Source organism: Dyadobacter koreensis, assembly GCF_900108855.1.
GTDB lineage: Bacteria > Bacteroidota > Bacteroidia > Cytophagales > Spirosomataceae > Dyadobacter > Dyadobacter koreensis.
The window spans coordinates 220,721-242,058 of record NZ_FNXY01000004.1 but is presented as its reverse complement, the minus strand read 5'-3'; the positions used below and the strand labels follow the sequence as shown (position 1 = coordinate 242,058).

The 21,338-nt window shown below is 41.1% G+C and carries 17 protein-coding genes and 1 tRNA gene; 12 read left to right on the top strand and 6 right to left on the bottom strand.

Annotated elements, in window-relative coordinates; all coding sequences use genetic code 11:
• Window positions 1-4: 4 nt before the first annotated feature.
• Complete coding sequence (locus BMY70_RS13275; RefSeq protein ID WP_090335683.1) at window positions 5-2,095, top strand: ComEC/Rec2 family competence protein; 2,091 nt, start codon at window positions 5-7, stop codon at window positions 2,093-2,095.
• On the opposite strand, the gene BMY70_RS13270 is transcribed toward BMY70_RS13275, so the two are convergent.
• Entirely contained in the window at window positions 2,084-3,199 is a 1,116-nt protein-coding gene (locus tag BMY70_RS13270; RefSeq protein ID WP_090335682.1) for a DUF922 domain-containing protein, read from the bottom strand. The two genes, BMY70_RS13275 and BMY70_RS13270, sit on opposite strands and share 12 nt — an antisense overlap.
• 43 nt (window positions 3,200-3,242) lie before the next feature.
• Here BMY70_RS13270 and BMY70_RS13265 point away from each other — a divergent pair, with 43 nt between their 5' ends.
• Window positions 3,243-3,728, top strand: coding sequence for a deoxycytidylate deaminase (locus tag BMY70_RS13265; protein ID WP_090335681.1), 486 nt, complete (start codon window positions 3,243-3,245; stop codon window positions 3,726-3,728).
• A 63-nt stretch (window positions 3,729-3,791) separates the two neighbouring features.
• Here the strand turns inward: BMY70_RS13265 and BMY70_RS13260 are convergent, their stop codons facing one another.
• Window positions 3,792-4,304, bottom strand: a complete 513-nt coding sequence (locus BMY70_RS13260; RefSeq protein ID WP_090335680.1) for an FKBP-type peptidyl-prolyl cis-trans isomerase — start codon at window positions 4,302-4,304, stop codon at window positions 3,792-3,794.
• 99 nt (window positions 4,305-4,403) lie between these two features.
• Between BMY70_RS13260 and BMY70_RS13255 the strand changes: the two genes are divergently transcribed.
• Both BMY70_RS13255 and holA read left to right on the top strand, forming a co-directional pair.
• Window positions 4,404-5,006, top strand: a complete 603-nt coding sequence (locus tag BMY70_RS13255; RefSeq protein ID WP_090336474.1) for an acyl carrier protein phosphodiesterase — start codon at window positions 4,404-4,406, stop codon at window positions 5,004-5,006.
• Window positions 5,007-5,050: 44 nt separating this feature from the next.
• Window positions 5,051-6,070 (top strand): DNA polymerase III subunit delta, encoded by a 1,020-nt coding sequence (gene holA / locus BMY70_RS13250; RefSeq protein ID WP_090335679.1) that lies wholly within the window; start codon window positions 5,051-5,053, stop codon window positions 6,068-6,070.
• Between the two features lie 43 nt (window positions 6,071-6,113).
• On the opposite strand, the gene BMY70_RS13245 is transcribed toward holA, so the two are convergent.
• The 3 genes from BMY70_RS13245 to BMY70_RS13235 form a co-directional block, all read right to left on the bottom strand.
• The gene (locus BMY70_RS13245) at window positions 6,114-6,827 is read right to left on the bottom strand and encodes a 2OG-Fe(II) oxygenase (RefSeq protein WP_090335678.1); all 714 of its coding nucleotides are present in this window, start codon (window positions 6,825-6,827) and stop codon (window positions 6,114-6,116) included.
• 116 nt (window positions 6,828-6,943) lie between these two features.
• Window positions 6,944-8,722, bottom strand: a complete 1,779-nt coding sequence (locus tag BMY70_RS13240) for an ABC transporter ATP-binding protein (RefSeq protein WP_090335677.1) — start codon at window positions 8,720-8,722, stop codon at window positions 6,944-6,946.
• Between the two features lie 520 nt (window positions 8,723-9,242).
• A tRNA-Met gene (locus BMY70_RS13235) sits at window positions 9,243-9,316 on the bottom strand.
• Window positions 9,317-9,515: 199 nt separating this feature from the next.
• Here BMY70_RS13235 and BMY70_RS13230 point away from each other — a divergent pair.
• The 6 genes from BMY70_RS13230 to menD all read left to right on the top strand — a co-directional run bounded on the left by BMY70_RS13230 (window position 9,516) and on the right by menD (window position 16,806).
• Window positions 9,516-9,908 carry an START-like domain-containing protein gene (locus BMY70_RS13230; RefSeq protein ID WP_090335676.1) on the top strand — a complete coding sequence of 131 codons (393 nt, stop codon included), beginning with the start codon at window positions 9,516-9,518 and terminating at the stop codon, window positions 9,906-9,908.
• Window positions 9,908-11,410: an LptF/LptG family permease gene (locus BMY70_RS13225; protein WP_090335675.1), complete on the top strand. Its 1,503-nt coding sequence runs from the start codon at window positions 9,908-9,910 to the stop codon at window positions 11,408-11,410. The genes BMY70_RS13230 and BMY70_RS13225 overlap by 1 nt, the downstream gene beginning before the upstream one ends.
• Before the next feature lie 103 nt (window positions 11,411-11,513).
• The gene (gene rpsO / locus BMY70_RS13220; RefSeq protein WP_090335674.1) at window positions 11,514-11,789 is read left to right on the top strand and encodes a 30S ribosomal protein S15; all 276 of its coding nucleotides are present in this window, start codon (window positions 11,514-11,516) and stop codon (window positions 11,787-11,789) included.
• 118 nt (window positions 11,790-11,907) lie between these two features.
• Complete coding sequence (pnp, locus tag BMY70_RS13215; protein ID WP_090335673.1) at window positions 11,908-14,043, top strand: polyribonucleotide nucleotidyltransferase; 2,136 nt, start codon at window positions 11,908-11,910, stop codon at window positions 14,041-14,043.
• Window positions 14,044-14,111: 68 nt separating this feature from the next.
• Window positions 14,112-14,975, top strand: coding sequence for a sigma-70 family RNA polymerase sigma factor (locus BMY70_RS13210; RefSeq protein ID WP_015810559.1), 864 nt, complete (start codon window positions 14,112-14,114; stop codon window positions 14,973-14,975).
• A 100-nt stretch (window positions 14,976-15,075) separates the two neighbouring features.
• Complete coding sequence (gene menD, locus BMY70_RS13205; protein WP_090335672.1) at window positions 15,076-16,806, top strand: 2-succinyl-5-enolpyruvyl-6-hydroxy-3-cyclohexene-1-carboxylic-acid synthase; 1,731 nt, start codon at window positions 15,076-15,078, stop codon at window positions 16,804-16,806.
• Window position 16,807: 1 nt separating this feature from the next.
• Here the strand turns inward: menD and BMY70_RS13200 are convergent, their stop codons facing one another.
• Window positions 16,808-17,839 (bottom strand): tetratricopeptide repeat protein, encoded by a 1,032-nt coding sequence (locus BMY70_RS13200; protein WP_090335671.1) that lies wholly within the window; start codon window positions 17,837-17,839, stop codon window positions 16,808-16,810.
• Between the two features lie 43 nt (window positions 17,840-17,882).
• On the opposite strand from BMY70_RS13200, the gene BMY70_RS13195 reads away from it, so the two are divergent.
• Complete coding sequence (locus BMY70_RS13195) at window positions 17,883-18,134, top strand: hypothetical protein (RefSeq protein ID WP_090335670.1); 252 nt, start codon at window positions 17,883-17,885, stop codon at window positions 18,132-18,134.
• A gap of 167 nt (window positions 18,135-18,301) precedes the next feature.
• Window positions 18,302-21,319, top strand: coding sequence for a tetratricopeptide repeat protein (locus BMY70_RS13190; RefSeq protein ID WP_090335669.1), 3,018 nt, complete (start codon window positions 18,302-18,304; stop codon window positions 21,317-21,319).
• Window positions 21,320-21,338 lie beyond the last annotated feature (19 nt).

Here is a 21,338-nt window from a genome sequence, read left to right as displayed (position 1 = left end):
AAGTATGCTCTCACGAGTACCTTTTGTTGGATTAGTTCTGACTTTCTCAACCGGCATTATTTTCGGCGACTGGATTTTTCAATATCCGTCCGTTAGTCATTATTTCAACACTACCACGCAAACGGCTGTGATCCTGATGATCGCGGCCGTTTGTCTTTTGTTTTATAAAGCCGGTCGGTATACCGCGTCAGGAATTGTGTTAAGCTTATTTTTATTTCTGTCCGGCGTCTTGTCGTTAACTATTCGTGTCGAAAATTTGCGCTCCTGTGTTGAATTAATTAACGCTGCTCCTTATGATAGTTATGAGGCCGTAGTGCGTAATATTCCTGAGAAAAGGGCGAAGTCAATCCGTGTGGAAGCTGAGATCAAAAGAATTCGTGTTCGGGGAAGATGGATCGGAGCGGATGTTAAAGCCTATCTGAGCATACCTCAGGACGCAGCTGTGATTCCATCCGCAGGTGATCGGATAATTGTCAACGGCAATCTGGAAAGACCAAAATCTCCAATGAATCCGGAAGAGTTTGACTACCGGCGCTATTTATGGAATAAGGGGATTGCGTGGACTGACTATCTTCAGGAAAATTCTTACCAAATTCTAAAATCGGCTGAAACTGGAAGTGTTCACGCCTGGAGCCAAAACGTTTCGGTGTGGTCAGACCGGCAGTTTAGGGAAAATTTGAAGGATGATAGGGCATATGGATTGGTAAAAGCAATGCTTCTGGGAAGAAGGGATGATCTGAGGACGGAACAGGTCGACGATTATACCATGTCGGGGACAGTTCATATTCTTTCGGTTTCTGGTATGCATGTCGCAATTATCTTTTTGGTACTGAGTTTTTTACTGGGCTGGATCAAGCGGTTGAAAGGTGGCAAATATCTTTATTTGACGGCAATAATGCTTTTTCTGGGCTTTTACGCATTGGTAACCGGTTTGCCGCCATCAGTTCAAAGGGCAACGTTGATGTGCATTGTCTTTGTAGTTGCGGAGGTTTTTGTGCGGAAACACAATACAATGAATATCCTCGCCTTATCTGCCCTGATCATTTTGTTATTTGACCCGCAGGCTTTGTTTGATGTAGGGTTTCAGCTTTCATATTTGGCGATGGCCGGAATTTTTCTGTTTTATAAACCTGTTGAATCCCTGTGGATGCCGGGTAAATGGATCTGGAAATACATTTGGCAGATAAGCGCACTGTCCTTCGCCGCCCAGATCGCAACATTCCCTTTAAGCTTGTACTACTTTCACCAGTTTCCTTTTTATTTTTGGTTGATCAACCCTTTCGTTATTACCTTCACGAATGCATTATTGCCAGCCGCATTAATACTGCTTTTTGTTTGTTTGGGGCCGATCATGTGGTTAAAATCTGCCCTGGGCTGGGTTGTTTATTTTCTGGCGTTTTTAACTAATATTTCGGTAGCTATTCCCAGATTCCTTCCCGGTCATCTGATTGAGAACCTGTATTTCGATAATGCAGAAATTACATTGCTATATCTTCTTATGTTTTTTGTGTGGTATTGCTACGAATCCCGTGAATTTCAATGGCTGAAATATGTTGCCGGTGTTCTTGTTTTATTTGTTTTTTACTCGACTTTGCAAAGTTTTGAAAAGTATACTGGCAAAATGGGGATGATTCATTCCATTCCAAAACATTCGGTTATCAGCTTTAAAGAAGGGGACAAGCTGTTTATTTATTCTGACGAAGCGTTTTTAAAAGATACGAATGCCTATGAATTTCATGTCAAAAACTACGGGATCAGGGAAGGCGTTTTGGAAACAATATTTATGCAGGAAACAAATAAATCAATTCCCGGAAATGTTGGAATCAAAAGCATTGGGCATAATAAATTATTTACCTGGAAAGGAAAAACATTGTATCAGGGCGGCTTTGTTGAAACTACCGCCGCAATAAATTATTTTTTTATCACGTCACCTAAATACCCTGGATCGTTAAAATTCAAAGCCAGTCCGGGAACCATATTTCTGACCAGTGGTGAAGTAACGAAGCGCGCAACCAAACAATGGGGCGCTATGCTGAAAGCCAGTGGCGCCCAGCTTTACGATTTGCAAACAGACGGTGCCCTGTTACTGCCTTGAATAAATTTCAGCGATTTCCCTGGTGATTTTTCGGTCCCATTCCGCCTGTGCCGAGGCATTAAGCCCATGACCGGTTGCGCCGTCGTAAGCCTCCTGCTCCCGATTCATTTCCCGGAAAGATTCGATGAATTGGTATTGGATTTCGCTATCATAATCTTCGATGGTAAGATCGCCTGATTCCAGCTTTTTTTTGAAGCGCTCAACAACCATCCTTGTGATATCAAAATGAAGTTGTTCGTGTCGGAGCGTTCCGGCATTCTTAGCTTCCGGCAATCCCCATGACATGGATTTTACCATGAAAATTTTCAGATCAATTTGAAGAATCAGATCATCGTCTTTTGGATAGGAATGGCCTTCATAGGCGAAGCTCGTAAACACGGCGGCCGCATACCGGCTTCCCGGTCTGCTCTTTTGTCCCTGAAAATCAGCCCATACCAACGGGCGCTTAACACTGTAAAAAACCGTATCAGCCTTATCTTGTCCGGTTACTTCTTTAAAAACGATTTTCAGGTTTCTGGCCAGCGCAGGGTTTTTACCGGTATTGGCAGCCATCCATTTTTGAAAATGAATCAGGGCCTGATCCAGCATTTGCCTGATGAGTTTTTGGTGATCATACTCTTTTTCCGGACGTGTGTAAGTGGCAGAAGTCTGATAATTGGTCAATTCAACAGGCACCATATTTCGATACCACCGGAATGTTACATCCAATTTGATATCTCCGGCAACGCGGTTTGGACCCAGGCGCCTCTCATTAATTTGAAAATCTTTAACCGAAATATAAAGTGGCAGAAGATCAGCATTTTTTTTTGGTGCTGCATAAGACCAGTAGGAGGTAAGTTCCTTTTCAACTGGGGCAGCAAGTGATGCCGGTTTTTCTTTTCCAAGAAAAATGATTTTCCCGAAAGCAGCACCTTTAACTTTTCGTTTATCTTCCACATCCTGGATGAAAAATTTGTTGGTGCGGATTACAGACGCTGGTTCACGCGTGAGACTAATGATCTCAGGAGTAATTTGAGCAAAAGAAACCAGGTTCAGAAAAATAAATAAGCAAAACAGGGCCGTTGTCCTGTGCTTATTTGTTAATCTATATTGAATCCAATTCATGCTTTATCTAAGTTTGCAGGTAATTTAAGTTTTAAAGAATCGAATGAGTTCACTAACAACGAAAAACCGTCCGGAATTTGATGATATTTTTATGGAGCTTGCAATAAATCTTGCAAAACGCTCCCATTGCATCAAGGCGCAGGTCGGCGCGGTATTGACAAAAGATACCCGGATCATCTCTATTGGCTATAACGGGCCTCCGGCAGGAACGCATAACTGTGACGAGGAATTTCCGGAGGTGGGCTGTCCTCGTGATGCAAAAGGAAGTTGTTCCCTCGCATTGCATGCAGAACAAAATGCAATATTGTTTGCTGTCAAAAATGGTTCAAATATTGAAGGAGCTACACTTTTTGTGACATTGGCTCCCTGTATTGCATGTGCCCGTGTAATTTACACGATGAAAATAAGTAAAGTAATTTTTCTGCATTCGTACGCAGCTTACAAAGGAATCGGCAGGGAAGAAGGTGTTGAGTTTTTAAGAACTTTTGGTGTTGAGGTTGAGCAGTATATCGAAAATAGTGAAGGATAATAGTTGAGAGTTGATTCGACCTGAATGCAATCGTTTCAACTCTCAATTATTGACTAAAAAATATCAATGATGATGGCCGCCCTCACCATGTACGTGTCCGTGACTTATTTCTTCATCAGTTGCAGGACGAATTGAAAGAATCGAACCTTCAAAATGCATTTCTTTTCCTGCCAAAGGGTGATTGAAGTTCATGACAACAACGTCATCCTTTACTTCAACAACTTGTCCGTGCATGCGCTCGCCGTCTTCGTTTGTCATCGGAACAATATTTCCAATTTCTAAAAGCTCTTCCTGATCAACGCCTTCCATTTGGAAAACTGCCTTCGGTAATTCAACAATTGCCTCAGGATCAAATTCTCCGTAACCTTCTTCCGGTGCAACGACGAAGTCGAAAGTGTCTCCCGCAGCAAGGCCCTCGATCTTATCTTCGAATCCTTCCGGAAGTCCGCTGATGCCTTGAATAAAATACATCGGATCTTCTTCCGTTACTACTTCTACGATATCCATTTCACCGTCATTATCAGGTATTCTCAGGCTATATATGAGTGCTACTACATTATTCTTTTCGACTTTCATTTGCTTGTTTGGTTAAAATATTGGTTGTTGTAAAATAATTGTTCCACGGTGAATTTGGAAAAACAAACGTACGGGAATTTTGCCAAAATGTCTTTTTTTATGAATTTTTTAGCACATTTATTGCTTTCCGGGGACGATGAGGAGGTTATAATAGGAAATTATGTCGGGGATTTCATAAAAGGACGATTGACCGGAGATAAAATTATAGGGTGGAGTGAAGAGTTTTTGCTGGGTGTGAAATTGCATCGTCATATTGACATGTACACAGACGAACATCCAATTGTCAGGGACGCAAAGCATAAGGCCGCGGATGTGCTGGGTAAAACGGCAGGAATCGCCATCGATATTTACTTCGACTATTTTTTAGCCAAATATTTTAACCAATTTTGCAGCGAAACGCTGGACGGTTACAGTGCCAGAATTTATGAAGTGATTCGAAGAAATGATCCGCTTATCCCAGTCCACATGAAATCCATGGTCCGGACGATGATCAAACAGGATTGGCTAAATACCTATAGGACGCTGGAAGGAATTAAACTGACTTTTGGCCGGTTATCAAGAAGAGCCGAGTTTTTGGACGTGTTAAATCTGGCTGAGGAAGATTTGGAGAAAAATGAAGATTTTTACCATGAAAAATTCAATCTGTTTTTTCCACTGCTGCAAAAAGAAGCGGCTCGTTTTATTACAGAAAACCGGCAGTAGCTGGATCTGTTTTATTTTGTGCATATTAAAATTTAGATTAAAACATGGCTCAAACGCCTGACGCTGCTCTTAAAGAAATTAAAAGTAAAAAGTTTAAACCGGTATATTTTCTGCACGGCGATGAACCTTTTTATATCGATATTATTGCCGATGCCCTCGAAGAACGTGTAGTGTCAGAATCGGAAAAAGGATTTAATCAGTTTGTCCTTTACGGAAAAGACACAGACGTGGCGGGCGTGCTGAGTTACGCGCGCCGTTATCCGTTTATGGCAGAGCGACAGCTTGTTATCGTGAAAGATGCAAATAAATTAGGTGGTATTGATCAAAAAGAACAGCAGGCACGTCTGGAGGATTATGTCTCAAATCCGTTGCACAGCACAGTACTGGTTTTTTGTTTTCACGCAAATGCCGACGAACGCAAGACATTTATCAAAGCTTTCAATACCCATGGTCATGTTGTACAATCAAAAAAGATGTATGACAATAAACTGCCGGATTGGGTAGCGTCTTATTGTCAGTCGGAAGGTGTAAAGATAAGTCCGAAAGCGATACAGATGATGGTTGACAATATTGGCAACGACTTGAAAAGATTGACCAATGAGATAAGAAAAATCATGGTCAACCTGCGGGTTGATCAGGGAATCGACGCAGAGGTTGTTGAACGTTTCGTTGGCATCAGCAAGGAGTATAATGTCTTTGAATTTCAGAAAGCGCTGTTGATGCGTGATGTGATCAAAGCTAATAAGATCGCAACGCATTTCTCTGCTAATTCAAAAGACAACCCGCTTGCTCCGATCCTGATCATTCTGTTTGGGTTTTTCTCAAAGGTATTGCTTGTTCATGCCAGTCAGGATAAATCAGAAAAGGGCCTGGCGTCGGCGTTAGGGGTCAATCCTTTTTTTGTTAAAGACTATTCTCTTGCAGCCAGGAACTATCCGCTTCCCAAGGTTGCGCACGTGATCCATTATTTGCGCGAAGCGGACAGCCGCTTAAAGGGCTTGGATGGCGTGAGTACGCCGGAAGGAGAACTTCTGAAAGAGCTGGTCTTTAAAATTGTCCATTAACTTTGTCAGGAGGCATTGAAACCCTCAATGCTTCTGCGGTGATTTAACTTTGAGCGTCATGAAAAATGATACCCAGTGTGCATCTCCGTCCAGCAAGAACTTCGCTTACTCCGTGTTTCATATTCGTGCGATAATATCCCTTTGTCCCCTTTGCAGGTCTGAAATTGGTCGTAAACAATAATATATCGCCCTTTTTTGGTCTTAAAATAATTGCTTTGGACTGTGCACGCGGTGTTTGCTGGATCAGAACGAATTCACCTCCCTGATAATCTTTTTCCGGGTCATTCAGAAAGATCACAAGCTGCATTGGAAAGAAGATTTCTCCGTACAGATCCTGATGTAACGTATTGTATCCTCCTTTTCCATACATCAGGATTAATACAGTAGGCTCAGTCTGATCATGCTCCCTACATAACTTGTGAAGTTCTTCAAGCGTTTTTGGGAAAATTCTATTGATGTTCAGCGCCTTCATCCAACTGTTTGCTATCGGAACAAGCTTGGGGTAAACACACTTTCTTATCTGTTGGATCAGCTCGGGCAGTGGATATTGAAAATATTTATATTCTCCCAGACCGAAGCGGTATCGCTCCATCACGATTCTTTTTCGGTAAAGATCAGGACTTTCATACTGTGCAACGAGTTGATCGCATTGTTCGGGGGTGATGATTTTTGGCAAAATAGCATAACCGCTGCCATTCATATTTTCAGAGATTTTTTCCCAGTCAGCAGATTCGATAATTTCGGAGATTGTATTCATTGCTTTTGAATTACTGTTTGTAACAGTAAAATTATTTCTTCCCTGCAACTGAAAAAACCTGAATCTTGCTGAGTTGTTATCAGCAAAATTCAGGTCTCAAAATGGATTTTTACTTCTTAGGATTCCAATGCGTGAACGTCTTTTCGTTCGCCGATCTGTTGCCTCCACATGGCATAATACAGGCCTTTTTCTTCAAGCAGGGCGCTGTGGCTTCCGGTTTCGATAATGTTTCCCTTTTCCAGAACATATATCCGGTCGGCATACATGATCGTAGAAAGTCTATGGGCAATCATTACGGTAATGTGCTGCCGCTGGCTCGTAATGTTGCGGATTGTATTGCTGATTTCTTCTTCCGTTAAAGAATCCAGTGCAGAAGTTGCCTCATCAAATATCATTAAGTGGGGATTGCGGAGAAGTGCCCGCGCGATGGATAACCGCTGGCGTTCGCCTCCCGATAATTTCAGCCCGCCTTCTCCAATTACTGTATCAATTCCGTTTTCGGCACGTAGGAGCAGATTATAACAGGCCGCTTTTTTTAATACTTCGGTAATCATTTCGTCCGTCGCCGCAGGGTTCACGAACAATAGATTTTCTTTAATGGTGCCCGAAAAAAGTTGCGTATCCTGCGTCACAAAACCGATCTGGTGCCTAAGCTCATCAAAATCGATACTGCTGTCACTGTGATCGTTATAGTATATACTTCCGGTGTTGGGATGATATAATCCGACCAGCAATTTAACCAGCGTAGTTTTTCCGGATCCCGACGGGCCCACAAAAGCAATGGTTTCACCACGTTTTACATTAAAAGAAATTTCATCCAGCGCAGGTCGTTTTGCGCTTTGATGCTGGAAATGTACTTTCTCGAAGCGCAGCGTCTCCACTGCGTCAATTCTTTCCGGATGAGCCGGTTTTCTTTCAATAGGCCGGCTAAGAAGTTTTTCCAGATTTATTAATGATGCTTCCGCTTCCCGGTATGACAAAATTACGTTTCCAAGCTCTTGTAAAGGAGTAAAAATGAAAAATGAATAAAACTGCATCATCATCATCTGTCCGACCGTTATCTGGTCGTGAAATACAAAAAACAGTAGTGAGAACATAATGCATTGCTGCAAAAAATTCACGAAGGTTCCCTGTATAAAACTGATCGAGCGGATACTTTTTACCTTTTTTAATTCCAGTTTCAGTATCCTGAATGTTGTTAAATTAAGCCGGCGAATCTCCTGTTGCGTTAACCCTAAGCTTTTGACCAGTTCAATATTTCTTAAAGATTCGGTTGTCGAACCTGCAAGCGCCGTTGTTTCTTTGACGATATTTTTTTGGACTTCTTTAATCTTACGGCTCAAAATACTTGTCAGTAAAGCGAGCACGATTGAACCGATCAGATATATAACCGGCAGCATTGGGCTTAGTTTAAAAGCCACGATTGTTACAAAAACAATTCCGACCAAAGTTGCGAAGAGCACATTGACAAAATTGGTAATGAATTTCTCACAATCAGCGCGGACTTTCTGTAAAACGGAGAGTGTCTCGCCACTGCGCTGATCTTCAAAATCCTGATAGGGTAAACGTAAGGCATGTCTCAGTCCATCAGTGTAAAGATCGGCTCCAAATTTTTGAATAACCACATTGACGACATAGTCCTGGAATGCTTTGGCAATACGTGAAACCATCGCTGCACCTATAATCATCAGCAAGCCAATCGTAATGCCTTTGAAGAATTCGTTTCCTAAATCGTTGTCACGGAAGTATTTGGCTTTGTTCGCAAACGGATCTATCAAAACATTTCCCAGAATGTACGGGTTAAGCAGTGAAAAAATCTGGTTGATTGCGGCTAGTATTAATGCGAGGAAAATAAGGCCTTTATATCGGCTAAGATATTTTAGTAATAATTTCATATCATGGTGTAATGACGGGAGTACTTTGAGCTGATCATACTATTAACTTAAAGATAGGAAATTTAATTCTGATGATGCCGTGGAAATTGTCAGAAACTAAAATCCATCCGTGAAGACCCGACGGATGGATTTTAGTTATTTGCTGGCAATCATGGCGTTTAATCAAACCGTTGCCGGAATTCCAGAGGGGAAATGTTCATTCTCGCCTCAGAATGCCTGTTGAACGATTAATGATATTCATAACCCAGCTGATATGCCGTCCCGGCGAAAAGTAATTTGTTTACAGAAAGATATTCCCGTGATTTTTTGATCAGTTTTCCGGAGTTTGCTGCTGTACACTCTGGTCCGTCAGTGAAGGCAACATATCACTAAGAATTCTGATGTAAATTGAAATATCTGCCGGAAGCTCGACGATTGGGGGCTGTTTAAAACATAAAAATCCGACGCAGATCTAATCGAAGATTTTAATTTCTAGACTTTCGTAAATCAAAAAAAGCATCCGGAAGGATGCCTTTTTTCGTAGCGGGGAGCAGAATCGAACTGCCGACCTTAGGGTTATGAATCCTACGCTCTAACCATCTGAGCTACCCCGCCGTACCGTTATTGTGGTGCAAAAGTATGTCAAAGATTTTTACAATGCAACTGTTTTTGGTAAATTGATTGAAAAAAACTAAATTGTAAAAAAACAAAAATGTACGTTATCTGTTTTTATTAACGTTTTATATTATATTACAACTTTTAAGATCAGCAGGTTAACCTTATCAGAATGGAAGAACCAATAAACCCAGTCCCGATGGAAAAATTTAAGTTTACGACTGAATTTGAATTACGCTCCTCCCCAAAAGTTTTATTTCCATATATTTCTACGCCTTCGGGCCTTGAGCAGTGGTTTGCAGAAAAGGTAATTGTATTGCCAAATCAAAGGTTCGATTTTCAATGGGATGGAGATAGTCATATTGCCAGACAGACAGGGTTGAGAATAAATAAAGCAGTTAAATTTGAATTTGAAAATACCAGCGATGATGACCTGGATAATAACCATCTGGAAATGAAGCTGGAAGTTAGTGAACTTACGCAAACGACCTTTTTGAGGGTGACAGATTATTCGGCAAATAAGGATGAAGCTGAACTAATATCGCTGTGGAATGGGTTTATGGATAATCTTAAAGAAATTGTAGGGAGTTGATGAAAAAGCTGGATAAGCTTATACTTATGTCCTTTTGGGGGCCATTTATAGTTACAATGTCAGTGGTGGTTTTCATATTTTTAATGAAAATCATGATTTTTTATATTGACGATTTTGTGTCGAAAGATCTTGGGCTTTGGGATTACGGACGGTTATTCTTTTTCTTCAGTCTGATTACTGTTCCAACAGCACTTCCGTTAGCTATGCTTTTGTCGTCTTTGATGGCTTTTGGCAACCTGGGAGAGTTCTTTGAGCTCACTGCGATCAAAAGCGCTGGTATTTCAGTTGTCAGAGCGATGGCTCCTTTATTTATTGTAGCCGTCGGGATCAGTATATTTTCCTTCTATTTCAACGACAGGGTTTCTCCGTGGGCGAATTTAAAAGGGTATAGTCTTCTCTACGATATTAAGACAACCAAGGCTACTTTAAAGATTAAGGAAGGGATTTTTTACAATGATCTTCCAGGTTACAGTATCAAGGTTGATAAGAAAATGGCCGATGCGCAGTCCATGAAAGGAATGGTCATCTACAAACATGATAACCGGTCATATGAGCGCGGTAACACACAGATAATTTTAGCCGATTCAGGCAAAATGTATACAATTAACGAGAACTCAAATTTAGTTATCGAATTGTATAACGGCACGATGTATAATGAGGAAACAGAAGGAAATGGTAGAGCTTATATTTCGCCTATAGCTACGGGAAGCGCCGGAGCGCCGCCACCCAGTTCCAAATTCACAAGAAATGTTTTTGACCATTATAAACTTGTGGAAAGCTTGTCTTCTTTCGGTATGAAACGCACGGATGAAGGGCAATTCAAGTACCACGAGTTCATGAAGAATATTGATGATTTGAACCATACCGCAGACTCCATTAAAACTTCGTATGATGAAACTAAGAAGAATCTTCTCCCGAATAGTCAGCAGTATTTTTCATACAATTACAAACAAGGTACCGATAAAACCTTGAAGTCAGGAAAATGGATTGATTCGCTATTAGCTAAACCTGTCAAGGATAGCTTGAAGACAGAAATCCTGACCAATGCAAAAAGTTCTGCGTCAAGTATGCAGAGTTACGTCAAGTCTAACGCAGATTATCTGCTGGCCAAGTTGAAGGACGCAAGCAAGTATGAATTAGAAAAACACCATAAATATACCAATGCAATATCCTGTCTTGTAATGTTTCTGATCGGTGCGCCACTTGGAGCTATTATCAAAAAAGGAGGATTTGGAGTGCCGGTTCTGGTCTCTGTTTTGTTTTTTATCCTGCTTTACGTGCTCATTAACCAAGGTGATAAATGGGTTAAGGAAGGTTTACTGAGTGTTCCTGTCGGAGCGTGGCTTGCCAATACGGTATTGTTTATAGCAGGAGCCTACTTCATTGATCGTGCACGAAGTGACTCACGGCTTTTTGATAAGGATGTGTACCAAATGCGTATTAAAAGAATTAAATCATTCTTCGTAAGTAGATTTGGGAAATCAAGGCTTATCAATTCATAGTAAAATTATATTTTCTTTATATTAAAAGAATTTGTACTTTTGCGACCTTGTTTACAGCAAAGTGCTGTAAATCCATTCACATATTTAATCTGTTGTTACAATCATGTATTTAACTACGGAAAAGAAGAGAGAGATCTTCGAAACCAAAGGTTTTAAAAAAGAAGGCGGAGACACTGGATCGGCCGAATCACAAATTGCTTTATTTACGTACCGTATCAACTATTTGAACGAGCACTTAAAGACGCACAAAAAAGATAACGATACTCGTCTTGGACTACTTAAAATGGTAGGAAAGCGTAGAAGATTATTGGATTATCTTTACAAAAACGACATTACTCGTTACCGTGCGATCATCGCGGAATTGAACATCCGTAAGTAATTTATTAGATCAGGGAACTTGCAGCATCGTAAGTTCCCTGATTTTTTGCGGAATTTGACAGAATTTTACAGGAAACGTTCTGGTGACGTTTTCACAGCTACCAAACATTACATATTCTATGCTATTTAACATAGTGACCAAAACGATACCATTGCCTGATGGTAGAGAAATTACAATTGAAACAGGAAAGTTAGCAAAACAGGCAGATGGATCGGTCGTGGTACGTATGGGTAATACCATGCTATTAGCTACTGTTGTTGCCAATAAAGATATTAGAGAGGGAATTGATTTCTTGCCTCTTTCTGTTGATTACCAGGAAAAATTTGCGTCCGCAGGTAGAATTCCGGGAAGCTTTATGCGTCGTGAAGGAAAACTTTCGGACCATGAAGTTTTAGTAAGCCGCTTGGTTGACCGCGTTCTTCGTCCTCTTTTTCCGGATGATTACCATGCCGAAATTCAGGTCAATATCATGTTGATCTCGGCGGATGCAGAAGCTTTGCCGGACGCATTGGCTGCTCTTGCTGCTTCGGCCGCAATCGCTGCATCTGATATTCCTTTCGGAGGACCTGTTTCGGAAGTACGCGTTGCTAAAATTGACGGACAGCTGGTTATCAATCCGGGTGCTTCGGTTTTAGAAAATGCTACTTTGGATCTGTTGGTAGGTGCTACTTACCAGGATATTACGATGGTAGAAGGTGAGATGGACGAAGTTTCGGAAGAAGAAGTTATCGAGGCTTTGAAATTTGCTCACGAAGTTATTAAACAACAGTGTCTTGCAGTTAAAGAATTCGAAGCTGCTGTCGGAAATATTGTAAAACGTGAATACGTAGGAGATGTTCAGGATGAAGAGCTTGAAGCTCGCGTTCGTTCTTTCTGCTACGATAAGGTATATGCAGTTGCTCAGTTAGGCTCTAAAAATAAAAATGTACGTAAGGAAGGCGCAAAGGCTGTTCTTGCTGAATTTTTGGAAACAATCGGTGAAGATGAGGAAGTTAATCTTTCGCTTGTGAAACGTTACTTCCACGACCTTGAATATGATGCTTCCCGCCGTCTTGTTCTTGATGAAAGAAAACGTCTCGACGGACGTGCATTGGATGAAGTTCGTCCTATCGCTTCTGAAATTGATTTTCTGCCGAATGCACACGGTTCTGCTTTGTTTACACGTGGTGAAACTCAGTCACTTACAACAGTAACGTTGGGTACAAAAAATGATGAACAGATTATTGATACGCCATTGAAATATGGTTACAGTAAATTCTTGCTTCATTATAACTTCCCGGGTTTCTCAACGGGTGAAGTGAAACCTAACCGTGGGCCAGGACGTCGTGAAGTTGGGCATGGTAACCTTGCTTTGCGTGCATTGAAAAAAGTTCTTCCTGCACCAGAAGACAATCCATACACGATCCGTATCGTTTCTGATATTTTGGAATCTAATGGTTCGTCATCTATGGCAACTGTTTGCGCTGGTTCGTTGGCACTTATGGACTCTGGTTTAAAAATCAAAGCTCCTGTGTCAGGAATTGCAATGGGGTTGATCTCAGATGAAAAAACAGGCCAGTACGCAGTACTTTCTGATATTCTTGGAGACGAAGATCACCTGGGTGATATGGATTTCAAGGTAACAGGTACTGAAAAAGGTATCACGGCTTGCCAGATGGATATTAAGGTAAATGGACTTTCTTTCGAAGTATTGTCAGAAGCGCTTTTGCAAGCAAAGGCTGGCCGTCTGCATATTTTGGGTGAAATGAATAAAACGATTAAAGAACATCGTCCTGATCTGAAACCTCACACGCCTCGTGCCGTCATAATAAAAATTGACCGTGAGATGATTGGAGCAGTAATCGGGCCTGGTGGTAAGGTTGTTCAGGATATTCAGAAAGAATCTGGTGCTACGGTTTCTATTGAAGAAAAAGATGGTGCAGGTTATGTAAGTATATTCTCGGCAGATAAGACTTCCATGGATAAAGCTGTTTCTCGTATCAAAGGAATCATTCTTGTACCGGAAATTGGTGAGATATATTCAGGAAAAGTGAAATCTATCATGCCGTTTGGCGCGTTCGTTGAGTTTTTACCTGGAAAAGACGGATTGCTTCACATTTCGGAAATTAAATGGGAGCGTATCGAAAATATGGATGGTGTTCTCGAGGTTGGAGAAGAAGTGCAGGTGAAATTGGTTGAGGTTGACAAGAAAACAGGTAAGTATCGCCTGTCTCGCAAAGTGTTGCTTCCAAAACCAGAGAACAAAAACGCATAAAATTGTGTTTTCATCAACAAGGGCATTTGTAAATGTCGTTATTTATACATATTAATATTTGAATTTAGATGAGACAGCTAAAGATCAGTAAGCAGATCACCAACCGTGAAAGTCAGTCGTTAGATAAATACTTGCAGGAAATCGGGAAGGTAGATTTGTTAACGCCGGATGAGGAAGTGACGTTAGCTCAAAAAATACGGGACGGTGACCAACTTGCGTTGGAAAGGCTGACAAAGGCGAACTTGCGTTTTGTTGTTTCGGTTGCGAAACAGTATCAAAATCAGGGACTTTCTTTGGGTGACTTGATCAACGAAGGAAATCTGGGTCTTATTAAAGCTGCGCAACGTTTCGATGAAACACGTGGGTTTAAATTTATATCCTATGCAGTATGGTGGATTCGCCAGTCAATTCTGCAGGCGCTTGCTGAGCAGTCACGTATTGTACGTCTTCCATTAAACCGCGTTGGTTCTTTAAATAAAATATCAAAGACTTTTTCTGAGCTGGAACAACGTTTTGAGCGTGAGCCATCTCCGGAAGAACTTGCAGAAGTGTTGGAAATTTCTTCTTCGGAAGTTGTGGACACCATGAAAATCTCAGGACGTCACGTATCCATGGATGCGCCTTTCGTTCAGGGAGAAGAAAACAGTCTTCTTGATGTACTTGAAAACGATTTGGAAGACAAGCCGGATTCTGGTTTGGTAAACGAATCATTGCGTAAGGAGGTGCAGCGTGCACTTTGCACATTGACGCAGAGAGAGGCAGATGTAATCGCTCTTTATTTCGGCCTTAACGGCGAGCATGCGATGACTTTGGAAGAGATAGGTGAGAAGTTTAACCTTACACGTGAACGCGTGCGTCAGATCAAAGAAAAGGCTATTCGCAGGTTACGTCATGTATCAAGAAGCAAAGCTTTGAAAACATACCTAGGTTAAGTTTTCAATAATATATTGAAAAGGATAATCATTACGGAAAGTCCTGGTTCTATCAAAATTAAAATGGCCTCTTTTGAGGCTATTTTTGTATACAAACAATATGGCATTATTACAGCCCTTAATTGATTTAGCCGAAATATGCTTTGCCCATGGCATACGGCACGTAGTAATTTCTCCCGGATCGCGAAGTGCGGCATTAACACTCGCTTTTTCACGCCATGACGGCTTTAAAACGCTTGTGGCTATGGATGAGAGGTCAGCTGGATTTGTTGCCCTTGGAATGGCTCAGCAACTTCAAGTTCCGGTAGTTCTTATTTGCACTTCCGGCAGTGCGGCCTATAATTACGCACCAGCGATTACCGAAGCGTTTTTTCAGCAAATTCCTTTACTGATATTAACCGCAGACCGACCACCGGAATGGATTCATCAACTGGATGGGCAAACAATTTATCAGTCGGAAATCTATGGGAAACATGTCAAGAAGTCTTTCACTATTCCCTCAGATTACACGCATAAGGACTCTCTCTGGATGATCAACAGAACGGTCAATGAAGCGGTTATTTTCACGCTGTCCAAACCTTGCGGGCCCGTGCATATCAACGTCCCGATTCGGGAGCCTTTTTATCCGTCACCAGAAGAAAATTTTACAATTTCTCAGAACATAAGAATTGTAAAAAAGATAGAATCAAATGCAATACTATCAACAGAAACCTGGAACGAGCTCCTGAATGAGTGGGATGGTTTCGACAAGATTTTAATAGCAGGTGGACAGCATAAACGGAGTGAAAAACTTAATGTTTCGCTTGTCAGAATCTCTGACGAACTTGGTGTGGCCGTTTTGGGTGATACAATTTCGAATCAAGCCGGATCTGACAACTTTATAACTTATCATGATGTGTTTTTACCGAATTCTAACAGTGATAAGTTAAGGCCGGAATTACTGATTACCTATGGATTGTCCTTCATCTCAAAGTCTTTAAAGCAATTTTTGCAAAAAAATGCTGCGATCGAGCATTGGCACATTAGTGAGGATGGCTTTTTGGTTGATACCTTTTTTTCATTAACACGCCAAATTCCGGTGTCCGCAGAGTATTTCTTTGAACAAGTTTTTGAAAAAATTGATTATCAGCACTTTGTACAGGGCGATGATTCTGATAATATTGCAGCCTTTAATCAAGATTGGATAGATGCAAACAGAAAAGCGAAAGCGATAGTCATCGAAGAACTGAATAATCTATCGATGTTAAATGATTTAACGGCTGTTAATTTCCTGCTTAATGAACTTCCGGATGGAGCGCAGCTCCACATAGCAAACAGCATGCCGATCCGTTATGTGAACGCCTTGGGGGATTCTTCAAAACACCTTGAAATTTTTGCAAATCGCGGTACAAGTGGTATTGATGGTTGTGTGAGTACGGCTATTGGTGCGGCCCTTATTACCTCCAAACCGGTTTATCTTCTCGTAGGTGATGTTGCTTTCCTTTACGATCGAAACGGTTTGCTTATAGAGCCGCTCCCGGCCAATTTGCGGATTATCGTATTGAACAATGCCGGTGGTAATATTTTTAGAATGATTGACGGGCCGGCTGCTCTTCCTGAGCTGGAAAATTATTTTGAAACACGACATTCCTTCACAGCTAAAAGGACGGCCGCAGATTCGAAAATTACATATTTCGAAGCCAGTGATTTTAACTCATTAAAAATAGTTATGAAAGGATTTATGACGAACAGTACGATTGGTATTTTAGAGATATTCACCGATCCGGTTGAGAATGCCAAGGCCTGGAAAGACTTTAAAAAGGACATAGCAGGTCAATGGCAAAATCGGTAAATTACCTGCAATTTTTTGCCAACTCTTCGATTGCTATTGAATCTTTCAGTACAACGCCTTTTTTCCATGTTTCGCAGGCCTTAGCCTTGTTATTTTTAATCAGATAAAGGCGCCCGGTATAGCCATAGAGCAATTCGACAGGTTCGGCAAGCTCTATGGCTTTATTCATCTCGTTCAAGGCCTTATCCGGCTCATTGTTTTTTTGAAAATATAACCCGAGATTGCGCAAGGCATAACCGTTGTCAGGTTGGGCATCAAGGGCGCGTTCTATGAGCTTTTTCGCCTCCTGCAGTGCGTTTGTCTGAATAAGGACATATCCTTTATTATTTAGCGCCAGCGGATCGGCAGGGTTGGAATTTAAGATTCGGTCGAAGTAAAAAATTGCCTCGTTCCAGGCTTTATTATTTGTGGCGATCAATCCCAGATTGTTCAGTGCTTCCGGCTGTGCCGGGTTTAGTTTTATGGCAGACTCAAAATCTTTTTTTGCCAGAGGAAAGGAGTGGAGCTTGTAGTAAACCGCTCCCCGGTTCACATAAGCTTCAACATTTTTTGTATCGAGAAGGATAGCTTTATCAAAATCAGCCAAAGCCTCCGAAGTTCTGCTGGTAGCTTCCATAAGATTTCCATGAGCCAGAAAATACTTAGAGGAATCAGCATACTCTTTGCTTATTTTATTAAGGTCTTCTGCCGCGGCGTTGAAGTCACCCAAACGAAGGGCTGATTCGGCTCTTACGAGATTTGCCTGTACAAGTGCTGGGTCAAGCCTGATCGCTTCTGTTAAAACCTCACGAGCATCGCTTATTTTACCTGTTTTCATTAAGGCAATACCTTTGTTTAAAAATGCATCAGGAAATTCAGGATTTTTATCAATCGCTTCGTCATAAAGTCGGATTGCCTCGGTATAATTATTTTGTTTTAATGCTACATTCGCTTTTAGAAAAAAATCAGCAGCATCCTTTTTATCCTGACTATTGCAGGATAAAAATATTAGCACTATATAAATTAGTAAACTAAGTTTTAGTAATGAATTCATCCCAATTTTCAATTGATTACTTTTGCAGAAATTTTTTTTACCTATGAGATATATAAAAGATATTCCCCATCAACAATTCAAGATTAGCATTTACCAATGGAATAATAAGTACATTATAAAGATTGAAGCAGGTATGTTCGAGCAAACTTACAAAATCGATGAATACGAGATTACAAACCTGGAAGAAATCGAAAAATGTATAGATGAACCTTTTCTCATAAAAGTATCAGCGAGATTTGAAGCTATGCATGAAGATTTTGATAAGACTTTAAAACGTAATGATGTCATTTTCTAGACATTACATCGAAAGTATATCATCATTTAAACACCAGTTATACGGTTTTATAACCATAAACGTTAACTACCAAATATATCAGCAGGTAACAGCCACGAAGTATTGTCTTTACATTATTTATGATTAAACAGATTAAGTCACCTCAGAAATCCACAAAACTAACCCCTATGCTTTTAAAACATAGCACTTATGCGCTCGGTTTAGGCTTATGCGTGGGATCGTTTTCGGTTAACGCTCAGAGTACATTGAGTTACACGGAGCCCGAAGCGCATTTTCGCAATGGTCTTGAATATTACGAAAAATCCAACTTTGTCGCCGCCAGACAGGAATTTGGAGAATATTTAAATGCTAATGACAAACTTCTTAGTACAAGTGATTACAATAAGGTTACAGCAGAATATTATGTAGCAGTCACAGGTTTGTATCTCAATTATCCGGAGGCAGAAGTACAGGTGGACCGTTTTGTTCGTAATCATGCGGAACACCCGAAGGCACAGCAGATTTATGGAGATCTTGGGCGTTACTATTATGAAGCAGGGCAATACGACAAAGCGATAACTTACTTGGAAAAGGCCGTAAAGCTTCCTGGAAATGGCTCCAAGAAGATGGAAAGTACTTACCAGCTCGCTATGGCCTATTACAACACGAAGCAACTGGACGCCGCTTTACCGCTATTCAATCAGGTGAAACAGGATCCGTCTTTCGCAAATTCGGGAGATGCAGCATTTTATGCGGGAGTAATTAATTATCAGAAGAATAACTTCGAAGCAGCATACCAGGATTTCCTGCAGGTAGAGAATCATCCTTACTATAAAGAAGAAGCGCCAAACTGGATCATATCGTCTCTGTATCAGTTGAAACAGTATGACAAACTGCTTGCTTACGGTGAGAAAATTCTTACACAGAAGAGAGGTGGAACGAAAATTGCCGAAGTTGCATTATATGTAGCAGAAGTTCACTATGAAAAAGGAGACTATGCTGCGGCTGTAAAGGCCTATGAGCGGTATAACAAAATGAAGTCCGGTGCGGTACCTCCGTCGGTTGCTCTACATTATGGCCACTCTTTATTTCGTACAAACAACTTTGAGGGAACAATTTCCACACTTAAGGGAGTTGCACCGGGGAAAGATTCTGTATCGCAGTACGCTTCATATCTGCTAGGAATCAGTTACTTAAAGACAAATAATTTAAGTTATGCTTTAACAGCACTTGACAATGCAGCACGGTTGGACTTTAATCCTGTTGTTAAAGAAGAAGCGGCCTACAATCATGCAAAAGTACAATTGGATCTCGGCAACAATAATGACGCAGTCAAAGAGCTGAATGCATTCGTTGCTAAATATCCTAATAGTAAACATCAGGAAGAAGCTTCGGAATTGGTTGCAGAAGGATACTCCGGTGCGAGTAATAATTTAGGCGCGATTACATACATCGAAGGTTTACCAAAACGAAACTCTAAGATTAATACGACTTACCAGCGATTAACATTTAATCAGGGTGTCGTGGAATTTAATCAGGAGCGCTTTGAACAGGCACTCGCTTTGTTTAATAAGTCTATCAAGTTCCCGGTTGACGAAAATATTTTCATTGCTGCGACTTTTTACAAAGCAGAATCCAACTCGGGCTTGAAAAAAATGGACGACGCGGTCGCTATCTACACGCAGTTATCAAAAAATCCTAAGGCAGGTATTTATGCGCGAAAAAGTTTGTATGCCTTGGGTTACGTTTATTATAATCAAAAGAAATATAGCCAGGCATTAGGTTACTTCAAAGATTTCGTGAGCAACACGGAAGGTATCGAAGCGAGCATCATTGAGGACGCACATGTTCGTCTCGCAGATTGTTACCTGGCTGCGAAAAATTATAACGAAGCGATAAGTGTCTATGACAAAGTGTCGGCCAAAGGAAAAATTGATAAGGATTATGCCTTATTCCAGAAGGCACGTGCTTATGTGTACATTAATAAGGAGCAAGACGCCCGCCGCCAGTTTGAACAGCTGATCAGTCAATATCCGGGATCACGTTATCTGGATGATGCTTACTTCCAGATGGCGGATATAGATTTCAAAAATGGTAGTTATTCCGCCGCAGTAAAAGGATTTACACGCATGATTAACGAGAAACCCAAAAGTTATCTGATTCCTGCAGCACTGTTACGCCGTGCACAGTCTTACTATAACTTGCAGGTTTACGAACAGGCAATCGTGGATTTCCGCAAAATCCTTTCTGAGTATTCTGATTCTCCATCGGCGAGCAGTGCCTTGGAAGGTATCCAGGAAAGTTACACGGCGGTTGGCCGTCCTGAAGAATTTACTCAGGTGCTAGGTGTTGTGAGAAAAAACAACCCAGGAAACGACAAGCTGGAAGAAGTGGAGTTCGATAACGTCCGGAATCTTTATTACGCCGAGAAATACGAAAATGCGAAACAGGCATTACTTGAATTCCTGAAAAGCTATCCTTCAAGCAAGCATCAGTATGACGCAAGATATTTCGTGGCAGCTTCTTTTGATAAGACGGGTAACGTTGCAGAAGCTTTGCAGTATTATGGAAAAGTTGTCCAGGAAAATCGTTCAACTTATGTAGCTGCCGCTGCCCAGCGTTCTGCAGAACTTGAAATCGGGCGTGGCAACTTCAACAATGCTGTCACTAATTTCCGGGTTCTTTTACGTAATTCTGAAAATAAAAAAGAGCAGACGCAAGCCTGGATTGGTTTGATGGATACTTATTATAATTTGAAAAGCTACGACTCGACGCTTTATTATGCAAAAGAAGTTGTAAATGCCGGAAATGTTGTTCCGGGAGGTTTAGGCAAGGCGCAGCTTTATTTGGGTAAAGTGCCATATGAAAAAGGTGATCTGACAAAAGCATCGGAAGAATTTAAAAAACTTGCGAGCACTTCGAAAGACGAATACGGGGCGGAAGCGAATTACATGGTCGCTATGATTTTGTTTAAAAATAAGAAATACAAAGAGGCCGAAACGGCGATTCTGGATATGAGCAAAACCTTTGAAGGGTTTGACTACTGGCGCGTTCGTTCCTTCATTCTGCTCGCCGATGTGTATATGGGCCTGAAAGAAGTTGGACAGGCGAAAGCTACGCTCACTTCCATTATCGAAAATTCAGATGATCAGGAAGCAGTAACACTTGCAAAAGCGAAACTGGCTCAGTTTGAAAAACAAAAATGATAATCTCCTGTCGAAGCAA

What these genes read in the sequence shown, in the direction of transcription:
- BMY70_RS13275 (WP_090335683.1), top strand. Translation starts at nt 5, where the DNA reads ATGCTCTCACGAGTACCTTTTGTTGGATTAGTTCTGACTTTCTCAACC.
- BMY70_RS13270 (WP_090335682.1), bottom strand. Translation starts at nt 3,199, where the DNA reads ATGAATTGGATTCAATATAGATTAACAAATAAGCACAGGACAACGGCC.
- BMY70_RS13265 (WP_090335681.1), top strand. Translation starts at nt 3,243, where the DNA reads ATGAGTTCACTAACAACGAAAAACCGTCCGGAATTTGATGATATTTTT.
- BMY70_RS13260 (WP_090335680.1), bottom strand. Translation starts at nt 4,304, where the DNA reads ATGAAAGTCGAAAAGAATAATGTAGTAGCACTCATATATAGCCTGAGA.
- BMY70_RS13255 (WP_090336474.1), top strand. Translation starts at nt 4,404, where the DNA reads ATGAATTTTTTAGCACATTTATTGCTTTCCGGGGACGATGAGGAGGTT.
- holA (WP_090335679.1), top strand. Translation starts at nt 5,051, where the DNA reads ATGGCTCAAACGCCTGACGCTGCTCTTAAAGAAATTAAAAGTAAAAAG.
- BMY70_RS13245 (WP_090335678.1), bottom strand. Translation starts at nt 6,827, where the DNA reads ATGAATACAATCTCCGAAATTATCGAATCTGCTGACTGGGAAAAAATC.
- BMY70_RS13240 (WP_090335677.1), bottom strand. Translation starts at nt 8,722, where the DNA reads ATGAAATTATTACTAAAATATCTTAGCCGATATAAAGGCCTTATTTTC.
- BMY70_RS13230 (WP_090335676.1), top strand. Translation starts at nt 9,516, where the DNA reads ATGGAAAAATTTAAGTTTACGACTGAATTTGAATTACGCTCCTCCCCA.
- BMY70_RS13225 (WP_090335675.1), top strand. Translation starts at nt 9,908, where the DNA reads ATGAAAAAGCTGGATAAGCTTATACTTATGTCCTTTTGGGGGCCATTT.
- rpsO (WP_090335674.1), top strand. Translation starts at nt 11,514, where the DNA reads ATGTATTTAACTACGGAAAAGAAGAGAGAGATCTTCGAAACCAAAGGT.
- pnp (WP_090335673.1), top strand. Translation starts at nt 11,908, where the DNA reads ATGCTATTTAACATAGTGACCAAAACGATACCATTGCCTGATGGTAGA.
- BMY70_RS13210 (WP_015810559.1), top strand. Translation starts at nt 14,112, where the DNA reads ATGAGACAGCTAAAGATCAGTAAGCAGATCACCAACCGTGAAAGTCAG.
- menD (WP_090335672.1), top strand. Translation starts at nt 15,076, where the DNA reads ATGGCATTATTACAGCCCTTAATTGATTTAGCCGAAATATGCTTTGCC.
- BMY70_RS13200 (WP_090335671.1), bottom strand. Translation starts at nt 17,839, where the DNA reads ATGAATTCATTACTAAAACTTAGTTTACTAATTTATATAGTGCTAATA.
- BMY70_RS13195 (WP_090335670.1), top strand. Translation starts at nt 17,883, where the DNA reads ATGAGATATATAAAAGATATTCCCCATCAACAATTCAAGATTAGCATT.
- BMY70_RS13190 (WP_090335669.1), top strand. Translation starts at nt 18,302, where the DNA reads ATGCTTTTAAAACATAGCACTTATGCGCTCGGTTTAGGCTTATGCGTG.